The 24208-nt window shown below is 51.7% G+C and carries 18 protein-coding genes and 18 other annotated features; of the genes, 2 read left to right on the forward strand and 16 right to left on the reverse strand.

Going from position 1 to position 24208, the window contains the following annotated elements:
• Positions 1–322 precede the first annotated feature (322 nt).
• From ygbF to ygcB, 8 genes are all read right to left on the reverse strand, one after another.
• The gene (ygbF, locus tag STM2937; protein NP_461858.1) for a putative inner membrane protein occupies positions 323–631 on the reverse strand. Within the gene, positions 323–619 belong to an annotated coding region; the region does not span the whole gene.
• Positions 616–1549 (reverse strand): putative cytoplasmic protein gene (locus STM2938; protein NP_461859.1). Within the gene, positions 616–1536 belong to an annotated coding region; the region does not span the whole gene. The genes ygbF and STM2938 overlap by 16 nt, the downstream gene beginning before the upstream one ends.
• Positions 626–631 (reverse strand) — a ribosome-binding site (putative RBS for ygbF; RegulonDB:STMS1H002994). It overlaps the preceding gene by 6 nt.
• The gene (ygcH, locus tag STM2939) for a putative cytoplasmic protein (protein ID NP_461860.1) occupies positions 1533–2194 on the reverse strand. Within the gene, positions 1533–2183 belong to an annotated coding region; the region does not span the whole gene. The genes STM2938 and ygcH overlap by 17 nt, the downstream gene beginning before the upstream one ends.
• Positions 1544–1549, reverse strand: a ribosome-binding site (putative RBS for STM2938; RegulonDB:STMS1H002995). Its footprint overlaps the gene before it by 6 nt.
• Positions 2165–2923 (reverse strand): putative cytoplasmic protein gene (locus STM2940; RefSeq protein NP_461861.1). Within the gene, positions 2165–2911 belong to an annotated coding region; the region does not span the whole gene. Before STM2940 ends, ygcH begins: the two co-directional genes overlap by 30 nt.
• Positions 2189–2194 (reverse strand) — a ribosome-binding site (putative RBS for ygcH; RegulonDB:STMS1H002996). (Overlaps the previous gene by 6 nt.)
• Positions 2918–2923: a ribosome-binding site (putative RBS for STM2940; RegulonDB:STMS1H002997), on the reverse strand. (Lies within the gene STM2940.)
• Positions 2922–3993 (reverse strand): putative cytoplasmic protein gene (yghJ, locus tag STM2941; RefSeq protein ID NP_461862.1). Within the gene, positions 2922–3980 belong to an annotated coding region; the region does not span the whole gene. The genes STM2940 and yghJ overlap by 2 nt, the downstream gene beginning before the upstream one ends.
• Positions 3988–3993: a ribosome-binding site (putative RBS for yghJ; RegulonDB:STMS1H002998), on the reverse strand. Its footprint overlaps the gene before it by 6 nt.
• Positions 3994–4562 (reverse strand): putative transposase gene (locus STM2942; protein ID NP_461863.1). Within the gene, positions 3994–4554 belong to an annotated coding region; the region does not span the whole gene.
• Positions 4551–6107, reverse strand: coding sequence for a putative cytoplasmic protein (locus STM2943; RefSeq protein NP_461864.1), 1557 nt, complete (start codon positions 6105–6107; stop codon positions 4551–4553). The genes STM2942 and STM2943 overlap by 12 nt, the downstream gene beginning before the upstream one ends.
• Positions 4557–4562: a ribosome-binding site (putative RBS for STM2942; RegulonDB:STMS1H002999), on the reverse strand. (Overlaps the previous gene by 6 nt.)
• An 11-nt stretch (positions 6108–6118) precedes the next feature.
• Positions 6119–8793, reverse strand: a protein-coding gene (gene ygcB, locus STM2944; RefSeq protein NP_461865.1) for a putative helicase. Within the gene, positions 6119–8782 belong to an annotated coding region; the region does not span the whole gene.
• Positions 8788–8793, reverse strand: a ribosome-binding site (putative RBS for ygcB; RegulonDB:STMS1H003000). (Overlaps the previous gene by 6 nt.)
• A gap of 426 nt (positions 8794–9219) precedes the next feature.
• Positions 9220–9225: a ribosome-binding site (putative RBS for sopD; RegulonDB:STMS1H003001), on the forward strand.
• On the opposite strand from ygcB, the gene sopD reads away from it, so the two are divergent.
• Positions 9220–10180 (forward strand): secreted protein in the Sop family; transferred to eukaryotic cells gene (gene sopD / locus STM2945; RefSeq protein NP_461866.1). Within the gene, positions 9227–10180 belong to an annotated coding region; the region does not span the whole gene. It overlaps the preceding feature by 6 nt.
• An 87-nt stretch (positions 10181–10267) precedes the next feature.
• Here the strand turns inward: sopD and cysH are convergent.
• The 3 genes from cysH to cysJ all read right to left on the reverse strand — a co-directional run bounded on the left by cysH (position 10268) and on the right by cysJ (position 14654).
• The gene (gene cysH, locus STM2946) for a 3'-phosphoadenosine 5'-phosphosulfate reductase (RefSeq protein ID NP_461867.1) occupies positions 10268–11011 on the reverse strand. Within the gene, positions 10268–11002 belong to an annotated coding region; the region does not span the whole gene.
• Positions 11006–11011: a ribosome-binding site (putative RBS for cysH; RegulonDB:STMS1H003002), on the reverse strand. Its footprint overlaps the gene before it by 6 nt.
• A gap of 66 nt (positions 11012–11077) precedes the next feature.
• Positions 11078–12803, reverse strand: a protein-coding gene (gene cysI / locus STM2947) for an NADPH dependent sulfite reductase, alpha subunit (RefSeq protein ID NP_461868.1). Within the gene, positions 11078–12790 belong to an annotated coding region; the region does not span the whole gene.
• Positions 12790–14654 (reverse strand): sulfite reductase, beta (flavoprotein) subunit gene (cysJ, locus tag STM2948; RefSeq protein NP_461869.1). Within the gene, positions 12790–14589 belong to an annotated coding region; the region does not span the whole gene. Before cysJ ends, cysI begins: the two co-directional genes overlap by 14 nt.
• Positions 12798–12803: a ribosome-binding site (putative RBS for cysI; RegulonDB:STMS1H003003), on the reverse strand. (Overlaps the previous gene by 6 nt.)
• Positions 14601–14606, reverse strand: a ribosome-binding site (putative RBS for cysJ; RegulonDB:STMS1H003004).
• Positions 14627–14635 (reverse strand) — a -10 signal (putative -10_signal for cysJ; RegulonDB:STMLTH004567).
• Positions 14646–14654: a -35 signal (putative -35_signal for cysJ; RegulonDB:STMLTH004567), on the reverse strand.
• Positions 14655–14746: 92 nt before the next feature.
• Positions 14747–14789: a protein binding site (putative binding site for CysB, RegulonDB: STMS1H000127), on the reverse strand.
• 223 nt (positions 14790–15012) lie between these two features.
• On the opposite strand from cysJ, the gene ptpS reads away from it, so the two are divergent.
• A complete protein-coding gene (gene ptpS, locus STM2949; protein ID NP_461870.1) occupies positions 15013–15375 on the forward strand; it encodes a putative synthase in 363 nt (120 codons plus the stop codon).
• Between the two features lie 87 nt (positions 15376–15462).
• Here the strand turns inward: ptpS and STM2950 are convergent.
• The 5 genes from STM2950 to mazG all read right to left on the reverse strand — a co-directional run bounded on the left by STM2950 (position 15463) and on the right by mazG (position 23489).
• The gene (locus tag STM2950; RefSeq protein NP_461871.1) for a putative metal-dependent hydrolases of the beta-lactamase superfamily II occupies positions 15463–16268 on the reverse strand. Within the gene, positions 15463–16260 belong to an annotated coding region; the region does not span the whole gene.
• Positions 16263–16268, reverse strand: a ribosome-binding site (putative RBS for STM2950; RegulonDB:STMS1H003005). Its footprint overlaps the gene before it by 6 nt.
• Before the next feature lie 2367 nt (positions 16269–18635).
• Positions 18636–19316 (reverse strand): putative organic radical activating enzymes gene (gene ygcF, locus STM2951; protein ID NP_461872.1). Within the gene, positions 18636–19307 belong to an annotated coding region; the region does not span the whole gene.
• Positions 19311–19316, reverse strand: a ribosome-binding site (putative RBS for ygcF; RegulonDB:STMS1H003006). Its footprint overlaps the gene before it by 6 nt.
• A 126-nt stretch (positions 19317–19442) precedes the next feature.
• Positions 19443–20753 (reverse strand): enolase gene (eno, locus tag STM2952; RefSeq protein NP_461873.1). Within the gene, positions 19443–20741 belong to an annotated coding region; the region does not span the whole gene.
• Positions 20748–20753: a ribosome-binding site (putative RBS for eno; RegulonDB:STMS1H003007), on the reverse strand. Its footprint overlaps the gene before it by 6 nt.
• Before the next feature lie 70 nt (positions 20754–20823).
• Positions 20824–22471, reverse strand: a protein-coding gene (gene pyrG, locus STM2953) for a CTP synthetase (protein NP_461874.1). Within the gene, positions 20824–22461 belong to an annotated coding region; the region does not span the whole gene.
• Positions 22466–22471 (reverse strand) — a ribosome-binding site (putative RBS for pyrG; RegulonDB:STMS1H003008). (Overlaps the previous gene by 6 nt.)
• 217 nt (positions 22472–22688) lie before the next feature.
• Complete coding sequence (gene mazG, locus STM2954) at positions 22689–23489, reverse strand: putative pyrophosphatase (protein ID NP_461875.1); 801 nt, start codon at positions 23487–23489, stop codon at positions 22689–22691.
• Between the last annotated feature and the right edge of the window lie 719 nt (positions 23490–24208).

Below are 24208 nucleotides of genomic sequence, written 5' to 3' on the forward strand. Positions count from 1 at the left end.
ATCCAGCCTGGTTGCGGTTTATCCCCGCTGGCGCGGGGAACACGTGGTTGCAGACCAATCAGCCCGCCAGCGGTTCGGTTTATCCCCGCTGGCGCGGGGAACACGTGGTTGCAGACCAATCAGCCCGCCAGCGGTTCGGTTTATCCCCGCTGGCGCGGGGAACACCAGCACGAAAAATTATTTACTGTCGTTGCTCACGGTTTATCCCCGCTGGCGCGGGGAACACACTAAAACTATATATTTGTTCTAAAAGCCCTTTTTTACTACATAACAAACTACCAACGGTAAGATAACAATTCCTTATTATTAAAGAACATTCAACTTATTGATTTTCAACAGGAAGAAAAGAAACCAAACGCAGTCCATCCAAATCTACCGGAATACGTCTGTTTTCACCCCAGGTCTGGAACTCAAAACCAGACTCAGTATTTGTTGCCCAGGCCATTACTACGTTTCCGACTCCGCCAAGCTGTGTGATCTGTTGCCAAATCATTTCCCGAATACGCTTCGAGGTATCGCCAACATAAACACCTGCACGAACCTCGAGTAACCAGACGGCAAGACGTCCCCGCAGGCGCGGCGGTACGTTTTCCGTGACCACAACCACCATACTCATCAACCATGCCCCCGATGGCCGCTATCACCCAGTGATTCAGGTTCCGGTATTGCTGGCGGCAACATATCCGGCGCAGGCTGAGGTGGTTCAATTTCACCGGCAGCGAGCACCTCTTCGATCAGTGGGATCAATTTTCCGGTCAGCTTCGAACTGCGAAAAATATCACGGCAGGCCAGGCGCACTTCTTTATCAGGTTCCGCCGGGTGACGAGCAGCGATCTCAAATGCTTTGGGCACCACCGATTCAAATTTGATGATATCGGCAATGTCATAAACAAAAGAAAGCGGCTTACCACTATGGATAAAACCGATAGCTGGCGCATATCCCGCCGCCAGGATAGCCGCTTCTGAAATCCCGTACAGGCACGATGTCGCCGCGCTAATACATCGGTTGACGACATCCCCCTTCTCCCAGTCTTTCGGATCATAGTTACGACCATGCCACTTCACGCCATACTGCTTCGCCAGCAATGCATAGGTCGCCCGCACACGGGATCCTTCAATACCGCGCAGTTGCTCAACGGAACGACGGGCGGGCGGCGGTTCGCGAAAACGCAGTTCATACATTTTGCGCACCACCTTCAGCCGCAGGTCATCATCTAACGCCAGCTTTGCCTGATAAAGCAACTTATCGGCTCGTGCGCCGCCGGGTTGTCCGGAGGAATAAACCCGCACTCCCGCCTCGCCCACCCACACCAACAGCGTTCCCACCGTCGATGCCAGACGCACAGCCGCATGGGAAACCCGCGTTCCCGGTTCCAGCATGATACAAGCGACCGAACCAACGGGAATATGCGTGCGGATTCCCGTTTTATCGATCAGCACGAATGCCCCATCCAGCACGTCAATCTGACCGTACTGGAGGAAGATCATTGAGGTTCGATCTTTTAACGGGATCGGGTTGAGCGGCACGAACGTCACGCGTCGTCTCCAGGTTTGATCATCATCATTCCGCAGCCAAACGCCCGGCTTTTACCGAACCCCTGCGCCAGACGTTGCAGGAAAAGCGCGGGTTCGTTAATCACCAGCACGCCGGTATAGTCCACGCTGCTAAACTGAATCATCTGCCGATCTTTCCCGCGACGTATCTGCTGCTGCCGATAAGCATCAACGCTCGCCTCGCGCAGAGTAAAGCCATTTTGCTCCCCCTGGCGCGCCAACCACGTCAGCGCCGCCTGCTGCTGATAAGACCAAATATCCTGGCTATCACCCTGCGTTTTACGCTGGCGTTTCGCCTCCATCAGCAAATCGTGACGCTTGCCGTTTTTGCAAACCGTCGGATTGGCGCGCAGGTTAAACCGCAGCGTCTGCCCCGCGCTCAGCGTTGGCGCAAATGGGCGAGTCTGCACGTCAAAAATCGCGCTGGCGGCAGGCTGTTCCTGTGAGAGAACAAAAAAGCGAAACGCGCCCTGTAACTCTTCGCGGCGATAAAGAAACTGCCGTTCCTTGCTGCCGGGAAAGAGATCCCATAACCACTGGTGCATCACGTACTCGCCGCGCTCCACCAGATGCAAGAGCTGTGCCGGCGAAAGCTCGCTGGTGTGCAGCGTTATTCTTGAGAGATACACGCGTCCTCCTTGCGGAGCCACGGCCCCTGATTCACGCTACGTTCACCGAACAGCCATTGCTGGCGGCTCAACGGCATGTCGCGACGACGTAAAATTTTGCTCGCCGTTAAGCCATCGTGTTCACCTTCCCACCAGCATTCGTTCTGTAATCTGGGGAGAGGCAGTTTCAGCGCATTGAATTGATCCTGATACCAACGATATGCTTCACGCAGGACACCCGCCGCACTCCCTTCCAGCAGTTGCGGCGCAAGCGGCAACGCCAGAGGGTGACTTTTGCGCCCCAGATACAGCGGGAATACAGGATGTTGTAGCGACGTCTGAAGCTGCGCCAACGTGTAAGGCGCGTCCGGCGTCGCGCTGACAGCGATCATCCACCAGGCGTCGGTGTAGTAGTCGCGTCGGGAAATCAGCGCGCTCAGTAATTCAGGATCCTGCAACTCTTCACGGCGGCTGAAGTAACGTGCCTTACGTACCTCTTTCGGCATCTGCACCGTGTGATAATCCCGCGCCCAGCGCGGGTTGCCACTGGCGCACAGCAAAAATTGGTAATGACGATTGAAGGCGTTTAGCCGTTCCTCCTCATCGCGGCGAATTCCCAGCGCCGCAGCTAATAACCCCAACAGCGCCGAGCGCGAGGGTAGCTCATGGCTGTGGCGCACTTCGCCTGGCGCATCCACGCCCCAGGAGGCCATCGGCCCGTGAAGCTGAAAAACCAGATATTGGCTCATAAGCCGCCCCTTACGCGCAGATGAAGTCAAGCACGTCTTCCATGCTTCCCTGCTGATTCATCACGTCGAAACTGGCGGTATCAGTCCGCTGGCCATAAACCTTATTCATATTCTTATGCAGCGATGTAATACGCTTAACCGCAACGTTCAATTGGTCTGTACCGTTGATCGGTTCATAAAACGCGGCCGCCAGTGAACGTGGTTGGTCGGTGCCTTTTTCGGCCAGCGCCCACGAGGCATAGGCACGGCTGGCAAAGCTGTTCTGTTTGCCGGTCGGCGACACTTTCAGCGCCGCTTCAGTAAAGGCGCGCAGCGTTTTGTTTGCCAGTTCTTCATTGTCGTTCAGGTTTTTCACCAGCAGATCTTTGTCGATGCAGATATAGGTGTAAAACAGCGCGGAGCCAAAGCCGGTTTCGCCGAGATGGCCTGCGCCTGCATCTTCTGCCGATGCCTGGCGTAGGTCATCCACAGCGGTAAAGAAATCGTCTTCGATGATCGTTTCGCTGACGCCGAAGGCGTGGGCGACCTGGCAGGCGGCTTCCACGTTAAAATCAGTTTTCTTCGCTAACATCCGGCCAAACATGGCAATATCGACGGCCATGCGATCGTGACGTAACAGTTCTGCTTCCTCTTCTGTTGCCGGACGTTTTTCTTCTGCCAGACGGCGCGCCAGCGCTTTCACGGCCTCAAACTCAGCAGGGCTGATATGCACCAGTTGCTCGGTTTCAGCATTCGTCAACTCATCTTTGGGTTTCTTATCCTCTTTTACCTTGCCAAAGCAGTTGGCGATGTTCTTGACGTACTCAACCGCTTTTTTGGCGTCAATGCCGCTATCAACGAGGATTTGCGCCGCCTCACGAGCAATGCGACCAGTACGAATACCAATATGGCCAGCTAATGCCTGTTCAAATAACTCAGATGTACGCCAGGCGCGTTTCAGGCTCTGAGAGGAGATACGCAGACGTGTTGCTCCGCCAAGCACCACGGTTTTTGGCGCACCGGTATCATCACGGTTCAGGTTAGCGGCGGGGTAAGCGGTCAGTAAATGGAGCTGAATAAACGTTGTCATAAAGATATCCCTGTTAATCTTGTTCGTTATCGGTATCGCCATCGCCGGCCTGGTAGTATTCCAGCGCCCAGCGGATACGAAGAAATTCGGTTGGCCGCTGCTGGCGGCGATGGTGGTTCAGCAAGTCATTCTGCTCCTGGCACCAGCAGAAAATATCGTCTGCAAGAGAAAACAGGTTGACCGAACCATCTAACAGCTTCACCGCACGCCGTAACTGGCGCAGCAGTTCATCCGGCGTTTTTACCGCTAATAGGTGGGAGAAGCGTAATTTTGACATCACCGGAGTGTCGCCACCTTTCTTCTGTCCAAGCTGCGCAGCAAAACTCTTTTGCTCATCAATAAATTTGATATGTGCAGCCAGTGCCGCTGTGATTGCCAATGCAGTAACATTCCAGGGTGCTTTGTTTTTCCATAAAGAATGTGTTTGCATTAACAATGAATGAAGCCCCTCAGCCAAACAGGCATCATTCACCGTTTTACTACGTCGTAAGCTGGCACGTAATCCACGTTTTTCTTGTAGTTCCTCATGCCACTGACGCAAAGTGGCTTTATCATCTTTCGTCACAACACTCATTCAGCAGCCTCCTGTTTCTTTGCTTTGGCGGCTTTTGCACTTTGTTTTTCCGCCGATGTCGTAAAATATTTCTTGCGCGCGGTCATGATGCGTTCCAGATCGCTGCTCTCGTAGGGGTTGGTAAAGACGTGATCATCGAAGTAATGACGGGTAAACAGCCAAAGTTCTCTTTGCCATTTATTCAGCCTTTCGTCCGGCTTGTGGCCGTTTTCCAGATCGTGAATCAGGTTGAGAAAACGTCCCTGCGTCAGGTTCCAGAAATCAATGTCGATAAAACTGAAATCACCGCGAGCACCCTTCGCATCGGCAAACCAGGCCTCTTTGAGCGCGCTGCGAAGCAGGCTCAACAGGCGGGCCGCAGTTTGCACGGCCTTACGTAAATCAGGGATCAGACCTTCCGTCATCAGCAACGGGAAGTGATGCTCATACCAGCAGCGGATTTTCATATTGTCGAAATCCGCGCCAAAGCCCCAGATCCCCGCTTTAACGTCAGTCAGCGAGCGGGCGTTAAACACCTTGACTACCTGCGCGGGAGATTCGTAATTCGCTTCCGTCTGGTTGTTCTGACTTAATCCCAGCCAGTCGCGCCAGATAAGGCCGCCGGGCTGCGGTTTAACGGAAAAGAAGGCGTTTTGATCTTTTACCGGGGCGCGATAAGGCGTCAGCGGGTGCCGCCAGCCATCGTAGTTAACGCCGTAGTTCTTGACGGTCATAAAGCCAAGAAGCTCATCGCTTTCAGCGCCGCAAATATCGCAGCAACCTGACTGTAAGGTGGCAAAATCCAGGCGGATACGACGCGGCATCCCCCAGTACGCCTGGAGTTTATTGACCTGCTCCGGCGTGGTAACGGCATTCGCCTGCTCGCTGGTCCGCGTCGCGGCAAGCCACGGGAAAACGGTCGCATCACACTGGTCTGGTAAAGGCAGATCCGCAGTATCCTGCGGCATCACGTTGAGCCACAGCTTGCGCCAGAGCGGCGTTTGCCGCTCGCCCTGATATTCCTGCAATTCAACCAGCGTGGTCAGTGGCCCGCCGCCGCGCAGCCCGGTACGATAGCCTTTGCCGCCCGCAGGCGCGTTAAGCTGCAACGAGAACAGCGCCAGCGCCGCGCAGTGCGGACAAAAACGTTCCGTTACGCCGCGTTTGACAAAATGATCTTTATTGAACTTCGTGGTTTGCGCGCCAGGTATTTCCGGCAACAATGAGGCAATAGAGACTTTTTCGCCGCTTAACGGTTCAAAATCCTGCATAAAAGACGGCGTTTCCGCGCCAAACTGAAAAGCGTGTTCTAACGGTGCTAATGCCTTATGGAGCACATCGGCATGCAATCCATCAAACCAGATATCCTCCCAATTTTTGTATCTTTTCGGCGCGATACTGCATTGCAGCAATCCCAACAGAAACTGCCAAGCCGCTCCCTGTAAATCTGCTCGCGTTGCGGCGATGTCCACCACGTTTTCATCCGCCAGATCGACGGGGGCCAGCTTGCCCGTGGAACCGTCTTTGAAACGGACGGGGAGCCAGGGCGTTGTTAAAAGTGAAAAATTGTCCATATCTGTATTCGTTATTCCCCCATCATGCCAATCAATCCCTCATTCGCCGAATAACCACAAGCGGCAAAGTCCGTCACCACAATCACCGTGGCAAAATCCTTATCCTGATGCTGTTGCGCACACCACTTACGCAAGGGTTCGCCGTCTAATTTTTCAAACTCGTCTTTATGTTTATTCCACCAGCTCTGACGTACTCGCAGCACGCTCATCTCCCAGGCGTGTTCACCGCTGGCATAAGGGGTTACGACGCTATCCACGATTTTCGCCAGCCACAGCGTGACAGACTCTTCCGCCAGCCGCGTTGACATTTTCTCCGGTAAAGAATCGCTAATTTCAGCACAGTAGCCCGGCGCAAAGTTAAGCAGCATCTGGCCGGCAAATGCCCGGTCGCAATAAAATTTGCCTTCCTGCAATTGCTCGGTTTTTGCAAATCCAACCGGCATGTTGACATCCTCGCCGTAGACCGACTCAATCAACAATCGGGCAGATTGCGGCATCCGAATCGTCCCCTGCTCACGTAATATGCGCTGTGTCAGCCACATGCGCCCATGATCGGGATAGACATAGGCGCTGTTACGCATGGCGCTGGATAACCAGTTCTCTCGCGGCGCGTCATCCCACTCCGGAGCAAGAATGCGCAGCACTGGCGTCTCTCGCTCATCCTGCCCACTCTTTTTCACCAGACCGTTACGATCGCGAATATGACGCTGTAGTCGACCGGCCCGCTGAATTAATAAATCCACCGGCGCTAAATCAGAGATCATCTCATCGCAGTCAATATCCAGACTTTGTTCGATGACCTGCGTGGCGATAATGACCTTACCGGCACGTTGCGCGCCGCTCTGTTTGCCAAAGAGATTCAGCGTCTGTGACTCAATCCGCTGACGATCGTAAAAAGCAAAGCGACTATGGAAGAGTAAAAGGTTTTCCGTGACGACGACCTTACTCAGTTGAAGCTGGCGATAGATACGAATCGCATCATCAACGGAGTTACGTATCCAGGCGATACAGTTTCCTTTTTCCACTGCTTCACCTATACGTTCAAGACACGCCTCTTCACTATGTAGCCAGCCAATATCTACGCAACGCTCAACCTCTTTGCGTGTATCAACCCGCTGAGAAATCAGCTCTGTTTGTGTGACCTGAGTCAGCCAGGGATAATCGTCATGGCCTAGCAACGGCGCCTGCACACTACGCCTCACCCCACGGGAAAATGCCGCCACCAGCTTATCTCGCTGCTGCTGCGATAGCGTCGCAGATAACAGAATAGTGGCGTTGCCATTACTGGCCTGCCGTTCGATCAAACCTTCAAGTATTCGGGACATCCAGGCATCACAGGCATGGATCTCATCAGCCAGTAAGATCTTGTTGCTAAGACCCAGTAACCGCAGGTTGTTATGTTTAAATGGCATTACCGCCATCATCGCCTGATCCAACGTGCCTACGCCAACCTCCGCCAACAACGCTTTTTTATTGCTGTCGGCAAACCAGGCGGCGCATCCCTGACTATAAGGCTGCGCTTCATCGGGTTCTTCCGTACCAGAAAGAGTGACCGACCATATTGACTGATTGAAACGATCCATTAAGCGACGCGCGCTATGCGCCAGAATCAGGCTGGGACGGGAGTCCGGCTGATACAGCGCCAGCCAGGTGTTCGCCATACGTTCAAACATCGCGTTGGCTGTCGCCATTGTCGGCAGTCCAAAATAGAGTCCCTGCGCTTTACCTGCCGCCATCAGTCGATGAGCTAATATGAGCGCCGCCTCTGTTTTTCCGGCCCCGGTGACATCTTCAAGAATAAAGAGTTGGGCGCCATCCACGTTGATATCCAGCTCAAGCGCCTTTTGTTGTAACGGTGTGGGATGCTGAATAAAAGGGAAAAGCGTTTCTATGCCCGTAAAGGCAGACACATTCGCCGCTGAGGGAAATAGCGTGATGGCAGTTTGTGCTTTAGCGAGAGCTTGCTGCCAGTAGGTATCAACAGGCATTTTTTCCGCAGTACGCGGAAAATAACGGCTGGCAGAACCAGTCCAGTCAGCCAGTACAACCGCAGCGGAAATAAACCAGGAAAGTTGCTGAAATTGGTCGATACCCTCATCTTCATCCCAGGCTTCAGGCAAAGTAATTAAAGGAAAGAGCGCTTTTATTCTCAGAAGAAAATCTCTTGCCGCGTCTTTATCCTGCTGGCGAAAATGGTCCAGCTCCTGGATTGCCTCTGGAGGGCGTCCATGATGACCTGTAGTGACTGGCATCCAAAGCGCCATAACGCGCTTACTTTTACGAACTGAAAGCGAAGAAGGAGGAAACAATTCAGGGCATTCACTTAGCCAGGAGTTCCACAACATGTATCCCAGCGTGGTATGCGCGATTTTTTCATAATGCCGTGTAGGCTCATTAAAGATATTTAAAGCCTCATGACGGTATAGTTGCTGGAAGGAATGAGCAAACTTTCCAATATCATGCCAACATAAAATCCAGGCAAAAAATTGCGCCGCCTGCTCCTTATCCTGGATGCCTAATTTTTTTAGATAGTGGTCAATAAAATAAATATTATTTATCACCATCCAGTAACCCACAGCCGCAACATCTAAAGAATGCCAGCAAAGCAAATGGTAATCATCACCGCCGTCAGTTTCTCCTCGTCGAGACTTTCCCCAATAGTGATATATCGACACGTAAACTCCAGCATGTGGATAATAAAAGCACTCTACGCCTTTTTAATGGTCTTTTTTGTTGATATACCTCACAAAAATTGCACTTCCTGAGATTATATTTAAATATGCCCGCTCAATTTTATATATTCTTCAGAAATATTTACCCCACGAATAATTATTATAAATTTTTCCGCCTTTTTCTTCTGGAAGAAGCGCTCAAAGAGGCTTCCTCCAATGCCTTCTGCATAAACCAAAATTTAAAAAAAACGACCATTTGCGGCGAATCATCTACCTTTTGTCTGAATTATCGTCACCACAAAGGATTACCAACCATAAATGTGCTGTATTAATAATGTCGTTCAAATTCTCTCCTGTAGTAAACTTTATCTGTTTAATAAAAAAGAGAGAATTGAACGATATATTTTACTCCGGATATTGAATAATATAAATTTGAAGGAAAATATTATGCCAGTCACTTTAAGCTTCGGTAATCATCAAAATTATACGCTTAATGAAAGTCGGCTTGCTCATCTGTTAAGCGCAGATAAAGAAAAAGCAATCCATATGGGGGGTTGGGATAAAGTCCAGGATCATTTTAGAGCGGAAAAAAAGGACCATGCGCTGGAAGTGTTACACTCCATCATTCACGGGCAGGGCCGTGGTGAACCTGGAGAGATGGAAGTTAACGTAGAGGATATAAATAAAATTTACGCCTTTAAACGGCTACAACATCTGGCCTGCCCGGCTCATCAAGATCTGTTTACTATCAAGATGGACGCTTCTCAGACACAATTTTTACTTATGGTCGGCGACACGGTGATCAGCCAAAGCAATATTAAGGACATCCTTAATATATCAGATGATGCAGTGATAGAATCTATGAGTAGAGAGGAGAGACAATTATTTTTACAAATATGTGAGGTGATTGGTTCGAAGATGACCTGGCACCCGGAATTACTTCAGGAGTCGATTTCAACTCTACGAAAAGAAGTGACGGGAAATGCACAAATCAAAACGGCGGTTTATGAGATGATGCGTCCCGCAGAGGCTCCAGACCACCCGCTTGTCGAATGGCAGGACTCACTTACTGCAGATGAAAAATCAATGCTGGCCTGTATTAATGCCGGTAACTTTGAGCCTACGACTCAGTTTTGCAAAATAGGTTATCAGGAGGTACAAGGTGAAGTCGCTTTTAGCATGATGCATCCGTGCATCTCCTATTTACTACATAGCTATTCACCGTTTTCAGAGTTTAAACCAACAAATTCTGGTTTTTTAAAAAAACTTAATCAGGATTATAACGACTATCATGCAAAAAAAATGTTTATTGATGTAATTCTTGAAAAACTATATCTAACCCATGAACGTTCTTTGCACATTGGTAAAGATGGGTGCAGTCGTAATATATTACTGACATAAAGATAGTCAGTAATATAACCAATTTAAAATCCGGCTGCCTGCCGGATTTTTCATAGCAGCAAGTATAATCATACCGCGTAAGGACAATTACCCTTCATGCAGCCCGCACTCGCGCTTCAGCCCGAAGAAGCGTGTCTCTTCTTCCGCCATACCCGGCTCCCATTTGCGGGTGGTGTGCGTATCGCCCACCGACAGATAGCCCTGATCCCACAGCGGATGGTATTTCAGGCCATGCTTTTGCAGGTACTGGTAAACGGTGCGATTATCCCAGTCGATAATCGGTAGCACTTTAAACACGCCGCGCTGGATAGCGAGAACGGGTAAATGCGCGCGGCTGCCGGACTGCTCGCGACGCAGACCCGCAAACCACGTCTGCGCTTTCAGCTCTTTTAGCGCCCGGTTCATCGGCTCGACTTTGTTGATCTCATTGTATTTCTCAATGCCCTCAACGCCCTGCTCCCACAGCTTGCCGTAGCGCGCTTCCTGCCAGGCCGGACTTTCGCCCGCGCGGTAAACTTTCAGGTTGAGTTTGAGTTTGTCCGTTAGCTCATCAATAAACTGGTAGGTTTCCGGGAACAAATAGCCGGTATCGGTGAGGATCACCGGGATATCCGGGCGAATCTGGTTCACCAGGTGCAGGCTCACCGCCGCCTGGATGCCAAAGCTTGAGGAGAGCACGTATTCGCCGGGCAGATTTTCCAGCGCCCAGGCCACGCGTTCTTCGGCGCTCAGTTTTTCCAGTTGGGCGTTGGTTTCCGCCAGAGCCATTACGCGATCGACTTTTGGCAATTCATTCAATGCGTTGAGATCGAGTTGGGACATGAGTTCCTCACTGTTTGCCTTGCCTGATGGCGCTGTGCTTATCAGGCCTACACAGACGCCATCCGGCAATTCAGGTTATTCCCAGAAATCACGCGCGGGATCGAGCACCGGGCGAATGATGCCCGCACGCACCGTAAAGTCGCCGAAGCCTTCACCCGCTTCACGCTCTTTCGCCCAGCGCCCAATCAGTTCATCCAGCGAGGCCAGAATATCCGGCTCGGCGATATTTTCTTTATACATCCGTGGGATACGACTCCCGATGCGGTTGCCACCAAGATGCAGGTTATAACGACCAGGCGCTTTCCCTACTAAGCCAATTTCCGCCAGCATCGCGCGGCCACAGCCGTTCGGGCAGCCGGTCACGCGCATCACGATATGCTCATCAGGAATGCCGTGTTTTTCCAGAATCGCTTCCACTTTGTCCGTGAACGACGGCAGGAAACGCTCGGCTTCCGCCATTGCCAGCGGGCAGGTTGGGAACGACACGCAGGCCATTGAGTTTTCACGCTGCGGTTTCACCGCATTCATCAACCCGTGGTCGCGCGCCAGCGTCTCGATCTTCGCTTTCTGGCTTTCCGGCACGCTGGCAATAATCAGGTTCTGGTTAGCGGTGATACGGAACTCGCCCTGATGAATCTTCGCGATCTCCAGCAGGCCGGTTTTCAGCGGACGCCCCGGATAATCCAGGATACGGCCGTTCTCAATAAACAGCGTCAGGTGCCATTTATCATCAATGCCTTTCACCCAGCCAATCCTGTCGCCACGCCCGGTAAACTCATACGGGCGGATCGGCTCAAATTTGATCCCCGCGCGACGCTCGACTTCCGCTTTAAATGTCTCCAGTCCCACGCGCTCAAGGGTGTATTTGGTTTTGGCATTTTTCCTGTCGGTACGGTTACCCCAGTCGCGCTGCGTCGTCACTACCGCTTCGGCCACCGCCAGGGTGTGCTCCAGCGGCAGATAGCCAAACTCGCTGGCCGTACGAGCGTAGGTTTTCTTATTACCATGCTCAATAGACAGACCGCCGCCCACCAGCAGGTTAAAGCCGACCAGCTTGCCGTTCTCGGCAATCGCCACAAAGTTCATGTCGTTGGCGTGCAGATCGATATCATTTTGCGGCGGGATCACCACCGTGGTTTTAAATTTACGCGGCAGATAGGTCTGCCCGAGGATCGGTTCTTCATCGGTGGTCGCGACCTTCTCCTGATCGAGCCAGATCTCCGCATACGCACGGGTGCGCGGCAGCAGATGTTCGGAGATCTTCTTCGCCCATTCGTAGGCTTCAGCATGCAGCTGAGACTCGTACGGGTTAGAGGTACACAGCACGTTACGGTTCATGTCGTTGGCGGTTGCCAGCGCATCCAGCCCCACCGAGTGCAGCATCTGGTGCACCGGCTTAACGTTCTTCTTCAGAATGCCGTGGAACTGGAAGGTCTGGCGGTTGGTCAGACGGATACTGCCGTAAATCGTGTTATCCGCCGCGAATTTATCGATCGCCTGCCATTGCGTCGTAGTAATCACCCCGCCCGGCAGGCGGCAGCGCAGCAGCATCGCGTGGCGCGGCTCCAGCTTCTGCGCCGCACGCTCGGCGCGAATATCGCGGTCATCCTGCTGATACATGCCATGAAAGCGTATCAGCAGGAAGTTATCGCCTTTAAAACCGCCGGTGAGACCGTCGTTCAGATCTTCCGCAATGGTGCCGCGCAGATAGTTGCTTTCCAGCTTCATGCGCTCGGCATCGGACAGTTTACCTTCGACCACCAGTGGGCCTGGATGTTTTTCGCTCATTAGTAGACATCTCGCTGATAACGGCGCTCTACGCGCAGCTCACTTAAATATTCATCTGCCGATTCGAGGTCCATACCGCCGAATTCAGCGATCACTTCCAGCAATGCTTTTTCGACATCTGCGGCCATGCGCCTGGCGTCGCCGCAGACATAAATATGCGCGCCATCATTGATCCAGCGCCACAGCTCGGCGCCCTGTTCACGCAGCTTGTCTTGTACGTAAATTTTTTCTTTTTGATCGCGTGACCAGGCGAGATCGATACGGCTTAACACCCCCTCTTTCACGTAGCGCTGCCACTCCACCTGATAGAGGAAATCTTCGGTAAAGTGCGGGTTGCCGAAGAACAACCAGTTCTTACCTTCCACCCCTTCCGCCGCGCGCTGTTGCATAAAGGAGCGGAACGGCGCGATGCCGGTACCGGGGCCAATCATGATCACCGGCGTTTCCGGGTTAGCTGGCAGGCGGAAGTTATCGTTATGCTCAATAAAGACGCGAACTTCGCCCTCTTCTTCCACGCGGTCGGCGAGGAAGCTGGAAGCGCCACCGGCGCGGGCGCGGCCTTCAATGTCATAACGAACCACGCCAACGGTGATATGCACTTCGCTCTCCACTTCAGCCTGTGCGGAGGCGATGGAGTACAGACGCGGCGTTAGCGGACGCAGCAGGTCGATTAGCGCCTGAGCATCCAGCTGTGCCGGAGAGAAACGCACCATATCAACAATGGGCGTGGTCGCGGCGTAATGCTGGAGCTGCGCTTTGTCGCCCACTAATGGCAACAGCGACTCACTGCGCGTCAGGGTCGCGTAGTTCTCAACAATGTTGGCGGTATTCACCGTCAGCTCGAAGTGCCACTCCAGCGCTTCGGCGAGCGGCAGGGTTTTACCGTCAACCGTCACCGGCTCATCGCCCTTCAGCCACAGCAACTCAACCAGCTCCTTCACCAGAGCCGGATCGTTCTGATACCAGACGCCCAGCGCATCGCCCGGCTGATAGCGCAGGCCGGAGTCGCCTAAATCAATCTCAATATGACGCACATCTTTTTCCGAGTTGCGACCGGTGATTTTCTGATTCACGGAGAGGGTCGCGATCAGCGGCGCGTCTTTAGTATAGGGGCTGGTGTGGATGTCGTTTACCGCGCCAGTAGCGACGGATTGCGAAGGTGCCGCGACAGGTGCGCGAGACTTCAGAACATCAACCACGCGGGCGCGCCATTCGCTGGCAGCTGCCTGATATTCAACGTCAGCATCGACACGGTCGAGCAGACGTTCACCGCCCAGTTCCGCCAGTTTGCTGTCGAAATCTTTTCCGGACTGGCAGAAAAATTCATAAGAGGTGTCGCCGAGGCTAAACACGGCAAAAGCGGTGTTTTCCAGTTTCGGCGCTTTTTTGGAGAACAGGAATTTATGCAGCGCGACGGCCTCTTCCGGCGGCTCGCCTTCTCCCTGGGTGGACGTCACTATCACCAACAGTTTTTCACTGGCAATCTGTTTGAATTTGTAGTCGCCGGCGTTCACCAGTGTCACATTAAGGTTGGCCGCCAGCAGATCATCACGCAGCGCTTCCGCCACACGACGCGCATTGCCGGTTTGCGAAGCGGAGATAAGCGTAACCCGCGGCATCTTCCGCTCAGGAACAGGCGTGACGGCAACAGCGCCTGAGCGCGGGTTCAGTACGCCCCAAAAATAGCCGGAGACCCAGGCAAGCTGTTCGGGAGTAAGGTCGGTTGTCGCGGCCTGAAGGCGCGCCAGTTGCTCCGGATTAAGCGGAAGCAACCCAGTCAGTGGAGCCGGTGTCGTCATGCGTCGTTATGTTCCAGTAAGCAAAGCGGATCTATACACAAAATCATTCAAGTTCGCCGTAAGCTGATCGCGCCCCAGGAGCGTACATAAATACGTGACTGGGGTGAGTAAACGCAGTCAACACAGATGCGGCTTGAAAGATGAAATGTATAAGCGATAAATCCCAAACTGAGGATAAGGTTAACGGTGAGAGGAATAACAATTAAAGAAGGGTTGGAAATAACAAATAACCAAATGAACTAACCTGTTTTAGTTATCGTTATTAACGCCAAAATCGATTTTATAATTGATTGATAATTATTAAATTTTCTGGAAATTCTTAAATTAATTGCCCGTCACAAGGCGGAGAATGGTTTTAGTTAATGATAAAAAATGCGCTTTCCGGTACCCTACGGCGGTTTTTTTATTGCCTGAGAGTTCATCATGTCCACCACGTTGTATAAAGATTTCACCTTTGAAGCCGCTCACCGCCTGCCTCACGTGCCTGAAGGGCATAAGTGCGGCCGCCTGCACGGACACTCGTTTATGGTGCGTCTCGAAATTACCGGTGAAGTCGATCCGCATACCGGTTGGATTATGGATTTCGCGGATCTCAAAGCGGCGTTTAAACCGACTTACGATCGTCTTGATCACTACTATCTGAATGATATTCCAGGGCTGTCCAATCCCACCAGCGAAGTGCTGGCAAAATGGATTTGGGATCAGGTTAAGCCCGTCGTGCCGCTACTGAGCGCCGTGATGGTGAAAGAGACCTGTACAGCCGGCTGCGTCTATCGCGGCGAATAAGGTTTATTAACGCGTGGGCTGGATGTCAAATTGATTCCAGCCTATCCACACGACGTTTCATCAGTGAAAACAGTCCAGCGCGTGGTGTTAAAAGCGCAGTACATCACCGGTTGCAGGTGCGGTTATTTCCGGTAGCCACAACCGCCCCCAGGCCCCTGTACAGTGACAACCGCATAGTTTTTCAGGTTTATGTTCTTGCAGAAAGCGCCTGACTCGCCACAGCGTGAACGGTGATGCGCAGCGGAGATGAAATCCGCCGACAAGCGCGTAACTCCGCTTTATACCAGTAATATTCTGACAGTGCCGGACAATATTTGCGATCCCCCGATGCCCGCATCCCGTAATGATGACTAATCCTTTTGTCGATTGGTAAATCAGTACGCCCTCATCCAAAATAGAGTCCGGCTCCGCATCGTGGCCGCCAAAAATGCCGTAGGCTTCAGGCGCGACCACCGGTATTTCCCCTGACCAGATAAAGTTTTCGCCAATCGGCAGGGGGTCACGCGTGTACATCATTCGATAGCGTGAATAGTCCACCTCACACGACAATTTTTTTATTTTTCGGGTAATACCAAGAAAAGTCATTGCTGCATAACGTTCACGTGCAATATCGGGATGGCAGATGATTCGACTGCTATCAGGAAGCCACGGCACGCCGCCGCAATGATCGTAATGACCATGCGAAAGCACCACAGCAGACACATCGGACAGGTCGATCCCCATCGCCAACGCGTTTTGCATAAAACTGCCATCAGGGCCGGTATCGAACAAGATAGACGTAGACTCATCCTCGACCAACAGGCTTAACCCTGGCCGGACCTTCAACGATTTATCCGCTCCAGCTCCCTTATGATTTTCGAGCAATACCCTGATCCTTAACGCCATGGCCTTCTCCTGTCTAAAAGCCTCCCCGGGAAAACGCGGCCTTTTTACTTTACAGGTTTGTAGCTGCCATTACTGGTACACAGATTATGATTATGCAACGGCTATCCTTGTTGGCGCGGGGAACACATCTTCATATTGCGTGACGCTGCCGATGAACGCGGTTTATCCCCGCTGGCGCGGGGAACACTCTTTATCAGCTAACCATTTCCAGAACTCGTCCGGTTTATCCCTGCTGGCGCGGGGAACACTATAATATGAATTAATTTTTGCGCATAACCTGCGGTTTATCCCCGCTGGCGCGGGGAACACTGCCCGTTCTGCCTCTTCGCACTCTCGATCAACGGTTTATCCCCGCTGGCGCGGGGAACACTGCGTAATGGGCTACCTGAACTTCACATATCCCGGTTTATCCCCGCTAGCGCGGGGAACATATTAAGCGCGCAAAGTTTGGGTTAATTGGACACGGTTTATCCCCGCTGGCGCGGGGAACACCGTATTCGTCACACAGCCCCGTCCAGAAATGACGGTTTATCCCCGCTGGCACGGGGAACACTAACGAACTGAATAAAATGTCAGAAAGTGACGCGGCTTATCCCCGCTGGCGCGGGGAACACGCAGCTTAGCGACGAAATTAAAACCGAACTCACCGGTTTATCCCCGCTGGCGCGGGGAACACTGCCAGTGACTACAGAAGCGTCGCTATCGGGGCGGTTTATCCCCGCTGGCGCGGGGAACACACCGATAAACAACCGCATAGCCTCTTTCGTTTCGATTTATCCCTGCTGGCGCGGGGAACACTGCTCAATAACGTCGTAAATAGCGTAAGCTGGCGGTTTATCCCCGCTGGCGCGGGGAACACTATTTCGCCTTCGGCACTGACGTCACCGTCAACGGTTTATCCCCGCTGGCGCGGGGAACACGTCGCGTTCGTTGCCGGTATAGACCAGCGTCACGGTTTATCCCCGCTGGCGCGGGGAACACATCGAATCGAAACCCCAGCCACAGAAATAATTCGGTTTATCCCCGCTGGCGCGGGGAACACGCTCATGTCAAACGCCATCAGCGTTCCGGCATCGGTTTATCCCCGCTAGCGCGGGGAACACAATCGCCAGCCTCGGAAATATTCCATCCTCCGCGGTTTATCCCCGCTGGCGCGGGGAACACAGGAACTAAACAGCCTGACCGTTGAGGATCTGCGGTTTATCCCCGCTGGCGCGGGGAACACACCGGACAAATCTTTTTTTTCCTGTTCCTGTTCGGTTTATCCCCGCTGGCGCGGGGAACACGGGCACTATGAACGGATCGGCGCTGATGCCGGCGGTTTATCCCCGCTGGCGCGGGGAACACGGTAAAGCCACACCATTTTTTATTGACCTCGCCGGTTTATCCCCGCTGGCGCGGGGAACACGTGGTGGCCTCAAATAAATTCGAGCGCTGGAGCGGTTTATCCCCGCTGGCGCGGGGAACACTCGACGTGGACGAGGAGTTACTCAACCGCTGCCGGTTTATCCCCGCTGGCGCGGGGAACACAGCGCCACATGGCCCACCGGCACCACCCGATCCGGTTTATCCCCGCTGGCGCGGGGAACACAAATGACCAAATCAGAAATCTTCACCAAAGCCCGGTTTATCCCCGCTGGCGCGGGGAACACTAATGGCCACAGTAAGTCAAACGGTTCTGGAACGGTTTATCCCCGCTGGCGCGGGGAACACGAGTCCGGGGGTTATATAGTTATTTAATGAGCCGGTTTATCCCCGCTGGCGCGGGGAACACTTGGGCGTCGGTTTTTTCAGGTTTAGGTCCGGCGGTTTATCCCCGCTGGCGCGGGGAACACTCAACTGTCAGTTCGTCGTTAGCCAGTAATTCCGGTTTATCCCCGCTGGCGCGGGGAACACCTGAAAACGCATGGAATCCGGTATAAACAGTCCGGTTTATCCCCGCTGGCGCGGGGAACACGATGTAACTGATAGCGAAATATATTGGGATAACGGTTTATCCCCGCTGGCGCGGGGAACACGAAACGTAAACAGGGTAAGATACAACTCTGCACGGTTTATCCCCGCTGGCGCGGGGAACACACTAAACGGATATAATTGTTTATAAACTACTTTTTGTCAGCACCACATTCTACCAACATAATCGCAACAATTTAAATTATTAAAGAACAGCTAATTTGCTGATTTTGATGCAAAAAAGTTCATAGAATGATTTTTTCTTTAAATTTACCAAAATAGCGTGATCCGTGCATCGCTATGGAAAAATTTATCAGCGCTTTTATACACTCATCGAAATTCACATAGAGAAAATAAACAATGCAAGGTAATGGATGAGTCACAGACGGCATCGGCAGGCCGTCTGTAAGATTAGTAATGCATCAGGCGATATTTAAATATTTATGCGTTTGCATAGACAGCCTCCAGTTACGTGCAATACACGTTTCAATACACAGACGCGTCGCGTCTTCTTTCTGGCTAATGGGCTGCAAAGCAATCACACGCGGTTTATCATCGCTCAACGTGGCTAACAGTTCATCCAGCGCCTCAATATCACGAACTCGCCCAACGGGATGCTTGATTTCATTGGCGCGCTCCAGCGCCTGGGAAAGCACGTCATATCCCCCGCGCATATTCACTTTTGGTGAAACCGTGACCCAGGTGTTAGGCGTACAGCGCACTTCGTGCGTCCCGCTGGTTTCAATCTGACAACTAAAACCACTCTTTTCAAGCAGATCGGTGAGCGGCATGAGGTCGTGAATACAGGGTTCGCCACCGGTGATGACAACGTGACGCGCGGTATAGCCCTGACGATTAATTACTGCCAGCAAGTCTTCACTGCTCGCAGCACCCCATTTGTCGCTCTCTTTGGTTTTTGCCAGAATGCTGAACAGAGACACTTCCCGATCGCTCAGTTTATCCCAGGTATGCTTAGTATCACACCAGGCACAGCCGACCGGACATCCCTGTAAACGAATAAAAATAGCGGGGACGCCGGTAAAATAACCCTCGCCTTGTAGGGTCTGGAACATCTCGTTAATCGGGTACTGCATAGCGTTCTCTATTAAGGGGATAATCGTTAATTATTGCAGATTTCGTCTGCCCGGTCATGCACAGCGGCTGCGCTATTGAACAGATACAAAAAAACCCGCCGAAGCGGGTTTATACGTTAAGAGGTAAAAGCAGGATTACGCCTGGCCTTTGATCTCTTTACGACCGTTATACGGTGCTTTTTCGCCCAGAGCTTCTTCGATACGAATCAGCTGGTTGTATTTAGCAACACGGTCAGAACGGCTCATAGAACCGGTTTTGATCTGGCCTGCAGCGGTACCAACAGCCAGGTCAGCGATGGTAGCGTCTTCAGTTTCGCCAGAACGGTGAGAGATGACAGCAGTATAGCCAGCGTCTTTCGCCATCTTGATTGCAGCCAGAGTTTCGGTCAGAGAACCGATCTGGTTGAATTTGATCAGGATGGAGTTAGCGATGCCTTTCTCGATGCCTTCTTTCAGGATTTTGGTGTTGGTTACGAACAGGTCGTCACCAACCAGCTGGATTTTGTCGCCCAGTACTTTGGTCTGGTATGCAAAACCGTCCCAGTCAGACTCGTCCAGACCATCTTCGATGGAAACGATCGGGTACTGTTTGGTCAGTTCTTCCAGGAAGTGGGTGAATTCTTCGGAGGTGAACGCTTTGTTGCCTTCGCCAGCCAGAACGTATTTACCGTCTTTGTAGAATTCAGATGCTGCGCAGTCCATCGCCAGGGTGATGTCTTTACCCAGCTCGTAACCAGCCGCTTTAACCGCTTCAGCGATAACAGCCAGCGCTTCAGCGTTGGAACCCAGGTTCGGCGCATAGCCGCCTTCGTCACCCACAGCGGTGTTCATGCCTTTGCCTTTCAGCACTTTTGCCAGGTGATGGAAAACTTCAGAACCCATACGGATGGCTTCTTTAACCGTTTTCGCGCCAACCGGCTGGATCATGAATTCCTGGATGTCGACGTTGTTGTCAGCGTGCTCGCCGCCGTTGATGATGTTCATCATCGGAACCGGCATGGAGTATTTGCCCGGCGTGCCATTCAGTTCAGCAATGTGCTCGTACAGCGGCATACCTTTAGCGGCAGCAGCAGCTTTGGCGTTAGCCAGAGAGACAGCCAGAATGGCGTTTGCACCGAAGTTAGATTTGTTTTCAGTACCGTCCAGGTCGATCATGATTTTGTCGATGCCAGCCTGGTCTTTAGCGTCTTTGCCAAGAATAGCCTGAGCGATCGGGCCGTTAACCGCGCCAACAGCTTTGGTTACGCCTTTACCCAGGAAACGGGATTTGTCGCCATCGCGCAGTTCCAGCGCTTCGCGGGAACCAGTAGAAGCACCTGACGGAGCCGCCGCCATACCTACGAAACCACCTTCCAGGTGTACTTCAGCTTCAACAGTCGGGTTACCACGGGAGTCGATGATTTCACGACCGATGACTTTAACGATTTTGGACATTAGGTTTTCCTCAAGTCACTAGTTAAACTAAAACTTCAGACAAACGGTGCACCGCTGAGGGTGCACCGCCGTTCTAACTTTTTTACTTCGCCTGACGTTTCTGATGCTCGTTGGCGGCTTTAACAAAGCCAGCGAACAACGGATGTCCATCACGCGGCGTGGAAGTAAATTCCGGATGGAACTGACAGGCCACGAACCACGGATGATTCGGTACCTCAATGATCTCGACTAACTGATCATCACCGGAACGGCCTGCGACACGCAGACCCGCTGCTTCAATTTGTTTCAACAACATATTGTTGACTTCGTAACGATGGCGATGACGTTCAACAATCGTCGACGCGCCGTACAACTGACGTACCAGACTGTCATCGCTAAGCTGGCACTGCTGCGCGCCCAGGCGCATGGTGCCGCCCAGATCGCTTTTCTCGCTACGGACTTCAACGTTACCGTCTTCATCGCGCCACTCGGTAATTAACGCCACAACCGGGTACTTACAGTCTGGCACAAATTCCGTTGAGTTGGCGTTGTCCATGCCGGCCACGTTACGAGCGAACTCAATCAACGCAACCTGCATCCCCAAGCAAATGCCCAGATAAGGAATATTGTTTTCACGCGCATAGCGCGCAGTGGCGATTTTACCTTCAACGCCACGATAGCCGAAGCCGCCGGGGATCAGGATAGCGTCCAAATCTTTCAGAATTTCGACGCCGCGCGTTTCAACATCTTGCGAATCGATCAATTTGATGTTGACGGTAACGCGGTTTTTCAGACCACCGTGTTTCAGCGCTTCGATCACCGACTTATAGGCATCCGGCAGTTCAATATATTTGCCGACCATGCCGATAGTCACTTCGCCTGCCGGGTTCGCTTCTTCGTAAATGACCTGTTCCCATTCAGACAGGTTAGCTTCCGGACAGTTCAAGCTGAATCGTTTACAAATATAATCATCAAGCCCCTGAGATTTCAACAGGCCCGGAATTTTATAAATGGAATCGACATCTTTCATTGAAATAACGGCTTTTTCCGGCACATTACAGAACAATGCAATTTTTGCACGCTCGTTGGCAGGAACCGCGCGATCGGAACGACAAATCAGAATATCGGGCTGAATACCGATAGACAGCAGCTCTTTCACGGAGTGCTGAGTCGGTTTAGTTTTCACTTCGCCCGCAGCCGCCAGGTAAGGTACCAGCGTCAGGTGCATAAACAGCGCGTGTTCACGACCGATATCTACCGCCAATTGACGAATCGCCTCAAGAAACGGCAGCGATTCGATATCACCGACGGTACCGCCGATTTCCACCAGTACCACATCGTGGCCTTCGCCACCTTCCAGCACGCGCTCTTTAATCGCGTTAGTGATGTGAGGGATGACCTGTACGGTTGCGCCCAGATAGTCGCCACGGCGTTCTTTACGCAGAACGTCGGAGTAGATGCGGCCAGTCGTGAAGTTGTTGCGGCGAGACATCTTGGTGCGGATGAAACGCTCGTAGTGCCCCAGGTCCAGGTCGGTTTCAGCGCCGTCTTCAGTAACGAACACTTCCCCGTGTTGGATTGGGCTCATAGTACCCGGATCGACGTTGATGTACGGATCCAGTTTCATGATGGTCACGTTGAGACCACGGGCTTCCAGAATGGCTGCGAGGGAGGCTGCGGCAATGCCTTTACCCAGAGAGGATACGACCCCGCCGGTCACAAAAATATAGTTCGTTGTCATGCGGAACCTGAGAAGTTAGGTTTAAAAGACGATGGAATAACCAGGACGGGAAAGCAGTATACCCGAACATGACCTACGCCACAAACTTTCATTATTCCTCCTCTTCGTCAGGCTGACATTCACACAGGGAGGGAGAAAATAGCCCCTTTGAGGTAAATGTTTTTGACGTAAATCAAGCGCTTGTTATTTAAAAAATCACACAAATCGCTCTTGACCGCCTAAAACCTTTAGAGATCAATTTCCTGGCGTTTTACTTCCTGCCAAACTTCTTCCATTGTTTCCAGGTCCACCCCGGTCATTTCCAGGCCTCTGGCTGCGACAATACGTTCAACTTCGCGAAAACGACGTTCAAATTTATCGTTCGCTTTTTGCAAAGCGAGCTCCGCTTTCGTACCTAAATGACGCGCCATGTTGACCGTGGCAAAGAGCAAATCGCCCATTTCCTCTTCCAGTTTAGCCTGATCAACAACCGCCTGCCGCGCCTCGAACATCACCTCATCGATCTCTTCATAGACCTTATCGACGACCGGTCCCAGCGTCGTCCAGTCAAAGCCCACGTTTGAACACCGTTTCTGGATTTTTTGCGCGCGCATTAAGGCCGGGAAGCTGCGCGGAATATCGTCCAGCGCGGAATGCTGCGCTTTTTGCGCGCGCTCTTCCGTTTTGATTTGCTCCCAGCGAACTAATGCTTCTTCGCTATTATCCGCGGAAAGCTCGCCAAAAACATGCGGATGGCGGCGCTCCAGCTTGTCGCTGATGGCAGCGCAGATATCATTAAAATCGAAGCGGCCTTCTTCCTGCGCCATCTGCGCGTAAAACACCACCTGGAACAACAGGTCGCCCAGTTCGCCGCGCAAATCGTCAAAATCCTCACGCGCAATCGCATCCAGTACTTCATAGGTTTCTTCCAGCGTATAAGGCGCGATGCTGGCGAAGGTCTGCTCTTTATCCCACGGGCAGCCGTTTTCCGGGTCGCGCAGGCGCTGCATGAGGGTGAGAAGACGGTCAATTTGATGGTTAGTTGTCATGGTTTTTAATCGGTTGTAAATACCAGCGACAATTGTAACGTATTATTCTTAACCATTCACGCACAGAGACACTACGACAACGCCTATATAATAAAATATATTGTTAACAGGTGTTGAATGCTACCTTTCCCGTATAACTTTAAAATTATTAATCGATACACAACAATATAATAATCATATAACTAATTTATTAAAAAAACAGATATTTGCACCAGACGTTATAAATAACATCAATTAAGTAAAAAAATCATGCAAACACTATAAGCACCCCACCCAAAGAGCCTTCCCTTTCAAAAAAAAATAAATTATTTCACTTTTACGGAAAAACGAGTAGCATGCACGCCAGTTTAATATTCAAAAAAGACCGCTTTTTTGTTTTTTCTGGAACATACATGAAATAAATATATTGAAAGTATTACATATAATATTCTATGAGCAGGTACGATCATTCAGCTCATAAGAATATACTCATAGAAATGTAGAAATATAATATTTTTATTATGACCTATTTTTACCCAAAGCCCGCAGCATGGCTCTATGCCGCATATCCCTTGGTATACGCGTACAAAATGTTGCCATAAAACACGTTAATTAAGGATAACACGATGAAGTCATCTCATTTTTGTAAACTGGCAGTAACTGCATCTTTAGTTATGGGAATTGTCTCCGGCGCTCAAGCCGCGGGTAGCAACACAGCAAAGGTCACTTTCCTTGGTAAT

The sequence above is a fragment of the Salmonella enterica subsp. enterica serovar Typhimurium str. LT2 genome, from assembly GCF_000006945.2.
GTDB classification, from domain to species: Bacteria; Pseudomonadota; Gammaproteobacteria; order Enterobacterales; family Enterobacteriaceae; genus Salmonella; species Salmonella enterica.

Bases quoted from the DNA above. Each gene is read 5' to 3' on its own strand.
- STM2940 (NP_461861.1), bottom strand. From the start codon at position 2,911: ATGAGCCAATATCTGGTTTTTCAGCTTCACGGGCCGATGGCCTCCTGG.
- yghJ (NP_461862.1), bottom strand. From the start codon at position 3,980: ATGACAACGTTTATTCAGCTCCATTTACTGACCGCTTACCCCGCCGCT.
- STM2942 (NP_461863.1), bottom strand. From the start codon at position 4,554: ATGAGTGTTGTGACGAAAGATGATAAAGCCACTTTGCGTCAGTGGCAT.
- STM2943 (NP_461864.1), bottom strand. From the start codon at position 6,107: ATGGACAATTTTTCACTTTTAACAACGCCCTGGCTCCCCGTCCGTTTC.
- sopD (NP_461866.1), top strand. From the start codon at position 9,227: ATGCCAGTCACTTTAAGCTTCGGTAATCATCAAAATTATACGCTTAAT.
- cysH (NP_461867.1), bottom strand. From the start codon at position 11,002: ATGTCCCAACTCGATCTCAACGCATTGAATGAATTGCCAAAAGTCGAT.
- cysI (NP_461868.1), bottom strand. From the start codon at position 12,790: ATGAGCGAAAAACATCCAGGCCCACTGGTGGTCGAAGGTAAACTGTCC.
- cysJ (NP_461869.1), bottom strand. From the start codon at position 14,589: ATGACGACACCGGCTCCACTGACTGGGTTGCTTCCGCTTAATCCGGAG.
- ptpS (NP_461870.1), top strand. From the start codon at position 15,013: ATGTCCACCACGTTGTATAAAGATTTCACCTTTGAAGCCGCTCACCGC.
- STM2950 (NP_461871.1), bottom strand. From the start codon at position 16,260: ATGGCGTTAAGGATCAGGGTATTGCTCGAAAATCATAAGGGAGCTGGA.
- ygcF (NP_461872.1), bottom strand. From the start codon at position 19,307: ATGCAGTACCCGATTAACGAGATGTTCCAGACCCTACAAGGCGAGGGT.
- eno (NP_461873.1), bottom strand. From the start codon at position 20,741: ATGTCCAAAATCGTTAAAGTCATCGGTCGTGAAATCATCGACTCCCGT.
- pyrG (NP_461874.1), bottom strand. From the start codon at position 22,461: ATGACAACGAACTATATTTTTGTGACCGGCGGGGTCGTATCCTCTCTG.
- mazG (NP_461875.1), bottom strand. From the start codon at position 23,489: ATGACAACTAACCATCAAATTGACCGTCTTCTCACCCTCATGCAGCGC.